This is a genomic window from Xanthobacter sp. NM-59, from assembly GCF_021401125.1.
In the GTDB taxonomy this organism is placed as follows: Bacteria; Pseudomonadota; Alphaproteobacteria; order Rhizobiales; family Xanthobacteraceae; genus Xanthobacter.
In genome coordinates this window covers 225804-237334 of the sequence record NZ_JACBFQ010000005.1, presented here as the reverse complement: position 1 = coordinate 237334, position 11531 = coordinate 225804, and the positions used below count along the sequence as shown (strand labels likewise).

11 protein-coding genes and 1 riboswitch are annotated in these 11531 nt (G+C 66.2%); of the genes, 7 read left to right on the top strand and 4 right to left on the bottom strand.

What is annotated here, in order from left to right:
• The first annotated feature begins 200 nt into the window (after positions 1 to 200).
• From L0966_RS11935 to L0966_RS11920, 4 genes are all read left to right on the top strand, one after another.
• Positions 201 to 533, top strand: a complete 333-nt coding sequence (locus L0966_RS11935; RefSeq protein ID WP_234052124.1) for a phasin family protein — start codon at positions 201 to 203, stop codon at positions 531 to 533.
• 345 nt (positions 534 to 878) lie between these two features.
• On the top strand, positions 879 to 1205 hold the full coding sequence (gene clpS / locus L0966_RS11930) for an ATP-dependent Clp protease adapter ClpS (protein WP_234052218.1): 327 nt from the start codon (positions 879 to 881) through the stop codon (positions 1203 to 1205).
• A gap of 203 nt (positions 1206 to 1408) precedes the next feature.
• The gene (gene clpA / locus L0966_RS11925; protein ID WP_234052121.1) at positions 1409 to 3862 is read left to right on the top strand and encodes an ATP-dependent Clp protease ATP-binding subunit ClpA; all 2454 of its coding nucleotides are present in this window, start codon (positions 1409 to 1411) and stop codon (positions 3860 to 3862) included.
• Between the two features lie 200 nt (positions 3863 to 4062).
• The gene (locus L0966_RS11920) at positions 4063 to 4392 is read left to right on the top strand and encodes a hypothetical protein (RefSeq protein ID WP_234052119.1); all 330 of its coding nucleotides are present in this window, start codon (positions 4063 to 4065) and stop codon (positions 4390 to 4392) included.
• 156 nt (positions 4393 to 4548) lie between these two features.
• Here L0966_RS11920 and L0966_RS11915 read toward each other — a convergent pair whose 3' ends face one another.
• Genes L0966_RS11915 through pabB form a run of 3 tightly spaced genes read right to left on the bottom strand, consistent with a single transcriptional unit; the run spans position 4549 to position 7303 of the window.
• Positions 4549 to 5115, bottom strand: a complete 567-nt coding sequence (locus tag L0966_RS11915; RefSeq protein WP_234052117.1) for a GNAT family N-acetyltransferase — start codon at positions 5113 to 5115, stop codon at positions 4549 to 4551.
• The gene (locus L0966_RS11910; protein WP_234052116.1) at positions 5115 to 5909 is read right to left on the bottom strand and encodes an aminotransferase class IV; all 795 of its coding nucleotides are present in this window, start codon (positions 5907 to 5909) and stop codon (positions 5115 to 5117) included. Before L0966_RS11910 ends, L0966_RS11915 begins: the two co-directional genes overlap by 1 nt.
• Complete coding sequence (gene pabB, locus L0966_RS11905) at positions 5906 to 7303, bottom strand: aminodeoxychorismate synthase component I (protein ID WP_234052114.1); 1398 nt, start codon at positions 7301 to 7303, stop codon at positions 5906 to 5908. Before pabB ends, L0966_RS11910 begins: the two co-directional genes overlap by 4 nt.
• Before the next feature lie 243 nt (positions 7304 to 7546).
• Here pabB and L0966_RS11900 point away from each other — a divergent pair, with 243 nt between their 5' ends.
• Both L0966_RS11900 and L0966_RS11895 read left to right on the top strand, forming a co-directional pair.
• Positions 7547 to 8296: an AzlC family ABC transporter permease gene (locus tag L0966_RS11900; protein WP_234052112.1), complete on the top strand. Its 750-nt coding sequence runs from the start codon at positions 7547 to 7549 to the stop codon at positions 8294 to 8296.
• Positions 8293 to 8640 (top strand): AzlD domain-containing protein, encoded by a 348-nt coding sequence (locus L0966_RS11895; protein WP_234052111.1) that lies wholly within the window; start codon positions 8293 to 8295, stop codon positions 8638 to 8640. Before L0966_RS11900 ends, L0966_RS11895 begins: the two co-directional genes overlap by 4 nt.
• Before the next feature lie 4 nt (positions 8641 to 8644).
• On the opposite strand, the gene rfbC is transcribed toward L0966_RS11895, so the two are convergent.
• Complete coding sequence (rfbC, locus tag L0966_RS11890; RefSeq protein WP_234052110.1) at positions 8645 to 9205, bottom strand: dTDP-4-dehydrorhamnose 3,5-epimerase; 561 nt, start codon at positions 9203 to 9205, stop codon at positions 8645 to 8647.
• Positions 9206 to 9330: 125 nt separating this feature from the next.
• Positions 9331 to 9438: riboswitch (TPP riboswitch) on the top strand.
• A gap of 111 nt (positions 9439 to 9549) precedes the next feature.
• Between rfbC and thiC the strand changes: the two genes are divergently transcribed.
• Positions 9550 to 11433 carry a phosphomethylpyrimidine synthase ThiC gene (gene thiC / locus L0966_RS11885; protein ID WP_234052109.1) on the top strand — a complete coding sequence of 628 codons (1884 nt, stop codon included), beginning with the start codon at positions 9550 to 9552 and terminating at the stop codon, positions 11431 to 11433.
• Positions 11434 to 11531 lie beyond the last annotated feature (98 nt).

Here is an 11531-nt window from a genome sequence, read left to right as displayed (position 1 = left end):
CCAGGCAAGAAGCCTAAGAAGGCGGAGTTACCAAGGCGTGAATCCGGCCGCGGAATGGCTTGGCCGGGTCGTTGTGCACTGCACAAAATTTCTTGACATCGATGTTGCGGTGCATATTCTCAACCTGGGCGAAAGATATAAGTCGCCCACTCGGAAACGGCAGATCCGGCATTGCGCCGGCGAGAGGAATGAGGACTCCCATGGTGCAGAGCGCAGAAGAGCTCCAGCAGCTCAGCAAGGACAACATCGAGAACGCCCTCAAGAGCTTCGGCCTGCTCTCCAAGAGCGCGCAGGCGATCGCTGTGGAAGTGGCTGACTACACCAAGACCTCTTTCGAGCAGGGCACTGCCGCGCTGGAGAAGCTGCTCGGCGCCAAGACCCTCGATCAGGCCATGGAAATCCAGCAGTCCTACATCAAGGGCGCTTACGAAGGCGCCGTGGCCCAGGCCACGAAGCTCGGCGAGCTCTACACCGAGCTGGCCAAGGAAACCTACAAGCCCTTCGAGAGCGCCTTCAGCAAGGTGGCCCGCTGAGCTTTCGGCTTTTTAAGCCCCGACGTTGCATCTGCCCATGGCGTTGAGGGACGAAAGTCCAAGAGGCCCGACCTTGCGTCGGGCCTTTTTCGTGACGACATAGCGGTGGGGCGCGCCGGCCCCGGCCGCGCCCATCCTCGCGCCAGCGGGACGGATTTCGTGTCGGACACTGGCGTGCTTCGAGCTCATTTTCTATGATTGTGCGGATTTGCGCCAAGCCGGGTCCGCATGGCCCGCGCAGCCGGCCGCCCTCGCCAACAGGCCGGCGGGAGGGGCCAGGGCGCGACGCAAGTGATCGCGACGGATATGATGCACGAACGATTTTCTTCTCCCCCGCCGGCATTCATGGCGGGATCTGACGGCGATCGCCGGGATGGCAGCGGAACGGCGGTCATCAGCCGCACCCGCCCGCAGACCAAGCGGCCGAGCCTCTACCGCGTGCTGCTGCTCAATGATGATTACACGCCCATGGAATTCGTGGTGCACGTGCTGCAGCGGTTCTTCAACAAGGACACCGACGAGGCCAACCGCATCATGCTGCATGTCCACCACCATGGTGTGGGCGAATGCGGCGTGTTCACCTACGAGGTCGCCGAGACAAAGGTGACGCAGGTGATGGACTTTGCCCGCAAGCACCAGCATCCGCTCCAATGTGTGATGGAAAAAAAATAACCTCCGGCGAAAGAGCGGGGACGAGAAAAAGCAAGCGCGGGCGGGAGTTTGCGGAGGTCAATTTCAAAACGGTGAAGCCTTGATGCGCTTTGGGGGACTTGCGCGCTGCGGAATCCAGTACGAAGTTTGTGTGAATGGTGCACAAGCCTTCGAGGTCTGCGGCCCTTCCGCGGATCCGCGGGTGATGCGCGAAAGAGGTGTCAATGCCTACATTTTCACGCAGCCTCGAGCAGTCGCTTCATCGCGCTCTGGCCCTCGCCAATGAGCGTCATCACGAATACGCCACGCTGGAGCATTTGCTGCTCTCCCTCATCGACGATCAGGACGCCGCCGCGGTCATGCGGGCGTGCAATGTCGACATGGAAAAGCTGCGGCGCAACCTTGTTGAATACGTTGATTCCGAGCTCGAGAACCTCGTTCAGTCCGGCTCTGACGATTCCAAGCCCACGGCCGGCTTCCAGCGCGTCATTCAGCGCGCGGTGATCCATGTGCAGTCCTCCGGCCGCGAGGAGGTGACGGGCGCGAACGTGCTGGTCGCCATCTTCGCCGAGCGCGAGAGCCATGCCGCCTATTTCCTGCAGGAGCAGGACATGACGCGGTATGACGCCGTGAACTACATCTCCCACGGCATCGCCAAGCGTTCCGGCCTCTCCGAGAGCCGGCCCGTGCGCGGTGCCGACGAGGAGACCGAGACCAAGCCGGGCGAGGAGAAGCAGAAGAAGACCGATGCGCTCGAAGCCTATTGCGTGAACCTCAACAAGAAGGCGCACGAGGGCAAGATCGACCCGCTCATCGGCCGCGACGCGGAAATCCAGCGCACCATCCAGGTGCTCTGCCGCCGCCAGAAGAACAACCCGCTGTTCGTGGGTGAGCCCGGCGTCGGCAAGACCGCCATCGCCGAGGGCCTCGCCAAGCGCATCAATGAGGGCACGGTTCCCGAGGTGCTCGCCACCGCCACCGTGTTTGCCCTGGACATGGGCGCGCTTTTGGCCGGCACCCGCTATCGCGGTGATTTCGAAGAGCGCCTCAAGCAGGTGGTCAAGGAGATCGAGGCCTATCCCAACGCGATCATGTTCATCGACGAGATCCACACGGTCATCGGTGCCGGCGCGACCTCGGGCGGGGCCATGGATGCGTCCAACCTGCTGAAGCCGGCGCTCGCCTCCGGTGCCCTGCGCTGCATGGGCTCCACCACCTACAAGGAATACCGCCAGTATTTCGAGAAGGACCGGGCCCTCGTCCGCCGCTTCCAGAAGATCGACGTGGCCGAGCCGTCCGTGGCCGACGCCATCGAGATCCTGAAGGGGCTGAAGCCCTGCTTCGAGGACTATCACAAGCTGCGCTACACCTCCGAGGCCATCAAGGCCGCGGTTGAGCTCTCCGCCCGCTACATCCATGATCGCAAGCTGCCCGACAAGGCCATCGACGTGATCGACGAGAGCGGCGCGGCGCAGATGCTGGTGCCCGAGGCCAAGCGCAAGAAGACCATCGGCATCAAGGAGATCGAGGCCACCATCGCGACCATGGCCCGCATTCCCCCGAAGTCCGTCTCCAAGGACGACGCGGAGGTGCTGGCCAATCTGGAAGCGACCCTCAAGCGGGTGGTCTATGGCCAGGACAAGGCCATCGAGGCCCTGGCCGCTTCCATCAAGCTGGCCCGCGCCGGCCTGCGCGAACCAGAGAAGCCCATCGGCAACTATCTGTTCTCCGGCCCCACGGGCGTCGGCAAGACGGAAGTGGCCAAGCAGCTCGCCTCCACGCTGGGCGTGCCGCTGCTGCGCTTCGACATGTCGGAATACATGGAGCGCCACACCGTGAGCCGCCTCATCGGCGCGCCTCCCGGCTATGTGGGCTTCGACCAGGGCGGCCTGCTCACCGACGGGGTGGACCAGAGCCCGCATTGCGTGCTGCTGCTGGATGAGATCGAGAAGGCCCATCCGGACCTCTTCAACATCCTGCTTCAGGTGATGGACCACGGGAAGCTGACCGATCACAACGGAAAGCAGATCGACTTCCGCAACGTGATCCTCATCATGACCACCAATGCCGGCGCGGCCGATCTCTCGAAGCCCGCTTACGGCTTCACCCGCACCAAGCGGGAAGGGGACGACAGCGAGGCCATCAACCGCACGTTTGCTCCCGAGTTCCGCAACCGGTTGGATGCGGTCATTCCGTTCGCCCATCTCACCACGGACATCATCGCCCAGGTGGTGGAGAAGTTCGTGCTGCAGCTGGAAGCGCAGCTCGCAGACCGCAACGTGACCATCGAGCTCTCGGACGACGCGAGCAAGTGGCTGGTGGAGCGTGGCTATGACGAGCAGATGGGCGCCCGCCCCATGGCGCGGGTGATCCAGGAGCACATCAAGACCCCGCTGGCGGACATGGTGCTGTTCGGCGCCCTGAAGCATGGCGGCCACGTTCAGGTGGTGGTGGAAGGCGAGGGGCGCGAGTCTAAGCTCGGCTTCCAGTTCCCGGAAGGGCCGGTCACGCCCAAGCCGGAAAAGATCGCCGAGGAGCCCAAGCGCGCGGCGCGTCGCAAGCCCGCGGCGGCGGCCAAGGCGGCCTCGAAGTCTGGTTCCGGTCCCAAGTCGGGGCCGAAATCTGGCCCGAAGTCCGGTCCGAAGTCGGGCCCCAAGCAGCCGCTGGTGAAGGCCTGAAGGCTGCGCAACGATAGGAAAACGTTGGGAAAAGGCGGCTTCGGCCGCCTTTTTCATGAGCCGCATAGGCTGGCGGCCTGGACACCACTGCCGCCGGGCGGGTCAGGCATGCTCTCCCGGGTGGTGCCCTCTGCTTGCCTGCTACTGCGGCCTTAGGGTAGTGCGGAAAGGTGAGTTATTACCAGATTGGATCTGTCTTCATGCTCTCTTTCCGTAGTGCCGCCATTGCTGCGTTGATGGTCTGCGCGGTCGCAGCCCCGGCTGCCGCCAAGAATCGCAAGGTCGACATCATCAACAAGACCGGGCACACGATGACCTCGTTCTTCGCCTCCAATGTCGACGAGGAGAGCTGGGAAGAAGACATGCTCGACGGCGACACCTTGAAGAATGGCGAAACCCTGGAAGCCGACATCAATGACGGCACCGGCGCCTGCATCTTCGATTTCAAGGCGGTGTTCGCGGACGGCGATTCCGTGGTGAAGCGCAAGGTCGACGTCTGCAAGGTCGGCGAGTTCACCTTCCTGCCGTGAGGCGTAACGCGCTCGTCTTCAGGCGGGCCGGATCTGGCTCGCGTGAAACACGTGCCGGAATTCAATAAGCTAGAGCAAGAGCCTTGGGCGACCGCCACCGGTTGGTTGCCCAGGCAACGCCGTGTTATCGGGGGCGTCGGGTCAGCGGTCCGGCCCTCATTCCTCGGGTGAATGCAGCGCAAAGTGCTCGCGCGTCATGCGATAGAGCACGTGACGGCGTAGCCGGTGGCCCACGGGGACGGTGGGCATGTCGAAATCACCCCCCTCCACCCGCTCCATGCCGAGACGCTCCATCACCGCCCGTGACCGGCGGTTGGCGGGCACGGTGATGGCGACGATCGAGTCGAGACCCAGCTCAGAAAAGCCCAGTGCGAGGCATTGGCGGGCGGCCTCGGTGGCATAGCCGTGACCCCAATGGGCGGCGAGGAAGCGCCAGCCGATCTCCACCGCCGGGGTGAAGTGCTCGTCATAGGGCACGTGCACAAGGCCGGCATAACCCGCAAATTCGGTTACGCCCGGCACCTCCACTATCCACAGGCCGAAACCATGATCGGTAAAATGCCGGGCAATGCGATCGGCGACCGCGTCGCTGGCGGCGCGGTCCGCCACGGGCATCAGGAATTCCATCACCGCCGGATCGGATTGCATCCGCCACAGGGCGTCCCGGTCGCCCGGCCGCCAGCCCCTCAGTCGCACCCGCGGGCCCGGTTGGGGCATCAGCATCAGCCCAGCTCCCCAAGCGCCTGCCGCAGCCGCTGCACCGTGTCGTCGCTGGCCAGCGCGCGGCCCGCCAGCGCGGCGACCGGGCGAAGGCCCAGGCTGGAGGTGAGGAAGATCTCATCGGCCCGCTGAAGGTCCGCCACGCTCAGGCTGCGCTCGCTCCCCTCCCGTTCGAGCACCGCGGCGCGCATGATGCCGGGCAGGGCGCCATCACCGAGGGGCGGGGTGACGAGCTGCCCGCCAATGACCGCGAACAGATTGGCGATGGAGGTTTCCGCCACCCGTTCGCGGGTGTTGAGAAGAATGGCGTCGTCCGCCCCGGCGGCGGCGGCCTCCTGGCGGGCCAGGATATTGTCGAGATAATTGAGCGACTTCACCCCCGCGAGTGGGGAGTATTCATTGCGCCGTGTCCGGCCTGCGATAACGAGGCGGGCCGGCGGCGCCGGCGGCGCCATGGGTGCGGCTGTGATGAGAAGGGTCGGGTGGGGCTGAGCCGGCGGCAGCACGCCGCGTGGTCCCTCGCCTCGGCTCACGGTGAGCCGCAGCACCGCTTCGCAGAGGCCATTGGCGGCGCGGGTGGCTTCCAGGGCCGCTGCAAGGTCGATATCGGGCAGCGCCAGGCCGATCACGGCGGCGCCATGCGCCAGCCGGGCGAGGTGCGCTTCGAGGCGCAGGACGGTGCCGTTGCGGACCCGCAGAGTCTCGAACAGGCCATCTCCAAGGGTGAAGCCGCGATCGCCGGGGGCGATGCGCGCCTGTTCGGGTTCCACCAGGGCCCCGTTGAGATAGAGCTTCACCGGCCGCCTCCGGAAAGGGCGCGCAGCATGGGCGAGAGCTTCACGAGGCTTTCCTCATATTCGTCGGCAGGGTCCGAATCGGCCACGATGCCACCGCCCGCATGGGTCAGCAGGGTGTCGCCGGCGCGGGTGATGGTGCGGATGACGATGGAGGAATCCATTGCGCCATTGAAGCCGATCCACGCTACGGAGCCGCAATAGACCCCGCGCGGGAAGGGCTCCAGCTCGTGGATGATCTCCATGGCGCGGATCTTCGGCGCGCCGGTGATGGAGCCGCCGGGAAAACAGGCGGTGAGCAGGTCCACCGGCCCAAGCCCCTCATTCAGGCGGCTTTGCACCACCGAGACGAGGTGATGCACACTGGCGAACGTTTCCAGCCCGCACAGCACCGGCACCTTCACGCTGCCCACCCGGCTGACGCGGCTGAGATCGTTGCGCATCAGGTCCACGATCATCAGATTTTCGGCGCGGTCCTTCTCCGAGGCCAGAAGCTCGCGGGCAAGGGCGGTGTCGACGGCCGGGTCGGCGGCGCGGCGGCGGGTGCCCTTGATGGGGCGGGTCTCCACCTGACCGTCTGCGTCGAGGCTGAGGAAGCGCTCGGGCGAAGCGCTCAGCACCGCCAGCTCGGGCCCGCAGCGCAGCAGCGCGGCGAACGGCGCCGGGCTCACGGCACGAAGGCGGCCATAGAGCTGAAGGTCGCTAAGGCCCGACGGCATCGACGCCCGCATCTGCTGGGTGATGTTGGCCTGGAAGATATCGCCGGCGCGGATGTATTCGATGGTGCGTGCCACCGAGGCTTCCACCGCCGCGCGCGGCTGGTCGGGCGTGAACTGGCCGGTCTGAGCCCAGTCGGGCGGGGGAGCGGCGTCCGGCGCGCGGTCAAGCAGGTCGAGGATGCGGGCGGCCCGTGTCTCGGCGCGCGCCCTGCGGCGGGCGGTGTCGGTCTCGGGACGGCCGGAGGAAAACAGCGCTGCGCGCCGGTTCTGGTGATCGAACGCGATCACCGTGTCATAGAGCCCCATCGCCATTTCCGGGATGGGCGGATGGCCGGGCCGCGGCGGCGGCAGGCGCTCCAGATGGCGGCCGAGCTCGTAGCCGAGGAAGCCCACGGCCCCCCCGGTGAAGGGGAACGCCGCGGGCACCTGCTCGACATCCGCGCACTCCGCAAGCGCGCGCCTGAGGGCATCGAACGGTGTTCCCGTCGCCGGCTGGCCGTCCACCCTCACGCCCGCATCGTCGGCGGTGATGATGCGGTAGGGGTCGATGGCGATGTAGGAGAAGCGCGCCCGCGGATCGCCCAGCGCAGCGCTGTCGAGCAGCGCGCAGAAGGGCACGTCGGCGAAGGCGTGGAAGGCGGCGAACGGGTCGCGATAGGGAATGTCGAAACGAAGCACGGGCAGGCGACCGATTCGGAACTGGCGGATTGAGGATGACGTCGCGACGCTCCCACGGCAACCGCCCGCGCGCGATCCCGTTCTGCCTACAGGAGCGAGGCGCCGAGGAAAAGCACGCAGGCGTGCGTGGGCGGCCGGGGCCGGGCCCGCCTTGGAGAGGCGGGCCTGTTTCATGGCCCTTGCAAATGTTATGGCGACCTTATCAATTACTCCCGCGTTCTCAGACTTTCGGCCAATGCCTTCATGCCCCAGCGGTCCCCTTCTTCCCCCACCATCGCACCGCCGCATCGTTCGGCGCTCGCGTGGTTTTTCAGTGGTGCCCGCCATGCCATCTCGGTTCCGGCGCTGGTGCTGTTCGCGAGCTATACGGGGTTCGGCGCGCTGCTGCAGGGCGTGGGCTTTCCCCTTGGCGCGGGAATGCTCTCCACCCTGCTCATCTGGGCATTGCCGGCGCAGGTGATTCTGGTGGGTGGGCTGGTGGCGGGCACGGCGCTGCCGGCCCTGGCGTTCGCCATCGCTTTGTCGTCGATCCGTCTGCTGCCCATGGTGGTGTCGGTGGCGCCGCACATGCGCGGCCCGCGCCGCAGCACCTTTCTGGAACTCCTGTGTGCGCATTACGTGGCCATGACCCTGTGGGTGGAGGGCCAGAGGCTGTTGCCCCACCTGCCGGGTGAGGCGCGGGTGCCGTTCACCCTGGGCCTTGGCAATACCTTCATTTCCATCAGCATGACCGGCACGGTGCTGGGCTTCCTGATGGCCGGCAGCCTGTCCGGCCCGCTGGCCGCGATGCTGCTGGCGCTGACGCCGCTTTCCTTCTCGGTGCTGATGGTGCGCAACGCCTCGCAGCTGACCGATTGGCTGGCGCTGGGCGCGGGCTTCCTCATCATGCCGCTGGTGGTGGGGCTGGATGGCGGGCTTGATCTGCTGATTGCCGGCGTGGGCGGGGGAACGGCGGCCTATCTGGTTGGCCGCTGGCATCGGAGGCGCGCATGAGCACGACCCTGACGGAAGGCGCCGCGATTCTCATCGTCGTGCTGGTGGGCTTCCTGCCCACGGAGATATGGCGCTCCCTGGCGGTGCTCGCCGGCCGCCGGGTGGAGGCGGGCAGCGAGGTGTTCCACTGGGTGAAGGCGGTGGCCACCGCCTTGCTGGCGGCGGTTATCGCCCGGCTCCTGTTCGCCCCCGCCGCGCCGCTTCTGGTGGTGCCGCTGGCGGTGCGGCTGGGGGCTGTGGCGGGGGGCGTCGCGGCCTTCGCGCTCATGCGCCGCTCGGTGTTCGCGGGCGTGCTGGTGGGTGAATTGCTGCTCGGCGCCGGCATCCTCTTCTTCGCGCGCTGAACCTTCAGCGATACTGGAAGAAGGCGGGCAGATCCTTGAGACGGGGGTGCTTGCGGTCCTTGTCCGACAGCACCGCGGACGCCGGCTCCACCGGCCAGGCGATGGCGATATCCGGGTCGTCCCAGGCCACGCCGCCGTCATCGGCGGGGCTGTAATAGTCAGTGACCTTGTAGACCACCTCGCAATTGTCCTCGAGGGTGCAGAAACCATGCAGGAAGCCCGGCGGCACCCACAATTGCGCGCCAGTGGCGGCGTCCAGTGTCACCGCCACATGGCGGCCGAAGGTGGGCGAGCCATGGCGGATGTCCACCGCCACGTCGAAGATGGCGCCGCGCACCACCCGCACAAGTTTGCCCTGGGCGGTGGGGGGCTTCTGGTAATGCAGGCCGCGCAGCGTCCCCTTCTGGGCGGAGAGGGAATGGTTGTCCTGCACGAACCCCATGTCCGCCACCTCGGCCCGGAACTCCCGGTCGGTCCAGGTCTGGCTGAAGAAGCCGCGATGGTCGCCGAACCGCTTCGGCGTCACCAGCTTCACATCGGGCACATCGAAGGTCTGAACATCCATTCCTGAGGTCCTCGTATGGCGGGCGAACCGCCTTTGCCGGTCCCTATAGCGCAAAGCCGCCGGCCTGTGTCCGCCTCTTTCCGCAAGGCGCGGATTGACAAAGGCGCGCGCGGCGCGGACAGTCTCCCCGTTCCGAGGGGGGCCCCAGAGCGGGGGCTGAGAGTGGGCGCGCGGCCCTGACCCTTGAACCTGATCCGGCTCATACCGGCGGAGGGACGGGAACCTGCTGCGCGCACACCACGCGCCGGCAGTGGCGAAAGCCGCACCCAATCTGCCCCAGGCGAGTCCGGATCCCGCGTTTCGATCAGGAATTCTGATCGCTCGTGTGCCAGAGAGGATGCGCCATGAACACAGCAGCCGATCCCAGCCAGTTGAGCACGGGCGGTCCCAAGGACGGTCCAAAAAGCGTCACCACCGGTCCCATCGTGGGCTCGCGCAAGGTCTATCTCGATGTTCCCGGCACCCCCGGCATGCGTGTGCCGGTGCGGGAGATCGCGCTTTCCGATCCCGCCGAGCCGCCGGTGCATGTCTATGATTCCTCGGGCCTTTATACCGAGTGCGCCCCCTCCATCGATCTTGATGCCGGTATCCATGGTCAGCGCGAGGCGTGGATTGCCAAGCGTGGCTTTGAGGCCATCGCCCCGCGGGAGGTGAAGCCCGAGGACAACGGCTTTGCGGGCGACCGGCTGGTGGCGGCCTGCCCGGCCGAGCGTACCGTGCGCCGCGCCGCGCCGGGCCAGATGGCGACGCAGTATGAGTTCGCCCGCGCCGGCATCATCACCGAGGAGATGGTATTCGCTGCCGCCCGCGAGAATCTCGGCCGCGCCGAGAAGCTGGAGCGGGCCGAGCAGGCGCTCCGCGACGGCGAGAGCTTCGGCGCGGAGATCCCGCCCTTCATCACTCCGGAATTCGTGCGCTCGGAGATCGCGCGCGGGCGCGCCATCATCCCCGCCAACATCAACCACACCGAGTTGGAGCCGATGATTATCGGCCGCAACTTCCTGGTGAAGATCAACGCCAATATCGGCAATTCCGCCGTCACCTCCTCCGCCGCCGAGGAAGTGGAGAAGATGGTGTGGTCGATCCGCTGGGGCGCGGACACGGTGATGGACCTCTCCACCGGCCGCAACATCCACAACATCCGCTCCTGGATCGTGCGCAACTCGCCGGTTCCGATCGGCACGGTTCCGATCTATCAGGCGCTGGAGAAGGTGGGCGGCGACCCGCTGAAGCTGGATTGGGAGGTGTTCAAGGATACCCTCATCGAGCAGGCCGAGCAGGGCATCGACTATTTCACCATCCATGCGGGCGTGCGCCTGGCTTATGTGCCGCTCACCGCGCGCCGCACCACCGGCATCGTCAGCCGCGGCGGCTCCATCATGGCGCGCTGGTGCCTGGCGGAGCATCGCGAATCGTTCCTCTACGAGCGGTTCGACGAGATCTGCGACATCATGCGGGCCTATGATGTCTCCTTCTCCTTGGGCGACGGCCTGCGCCCCGGCTCCATCGCGGATGCCAATGACGCTGCCCAGTTCGCCGAGCTGGAGACCCTTGGCGAGCTCGCCAAGATCGCCTGGGACAAGGGTTGCCAGGTGATGATCGAGGGCCCGGGCCATGTGCCCATGCACAAGATCAAGGCCAATATGGACAAGCAGCTCAAGGCCTGCGGCGAAGCGCCGTTCTACACCTTGGGCCCGCTCACCACCGACATCGCGCCGGGCTATGACCACATCACCTCCGGCATCGGCGCGGCCATGATCGGCTGGTTCGGCTGTGCCATGCTCTGCTATGTCACGCCCAAGGAGCATCTGGGCCTGCCGGACCGGGACGACGTGAAGACCGGCGTCATCACCTACAAGATTGCCGCCCACGCCGCCGACCTCGCCAAGGGCCACCCCGCCGCGCAGATCCGCGACGACGCGGTGAGCCGGGCGCGGTTCGATTTCCGCTGGCAGGACCAGTTCCACCTGGGCCTCGATCCGGACACGGCGCAGAAATTCCACGACGAGACCCTGCCCAAGGACGCGCACAAGGTGGCGCATTTCTGCTCCATGTGCGGGCCGAAATTCTGCTCCATGAAGATCACCCAGGAGCTGCGCGCCGAGGCCAAGCTGATGGAAGGCGCCGACCCGGCGCTGACCGCCGAGGCCGCCGCCGAGGGCATGCGGCAGAAGTCGCAGGAGTTCATGGCCGAGGGCGGCAAGCTCTATGTGAGTGCCGCCGAATAGGCGGCCCGCACGCCCGATTCTTCGAAGCCCGGCCGGTGTCCGCTCCGGCCGGGCTTTGTTTTTGCGGCTTCCGTGCTAATTTTGCCGTGCATCGCCCG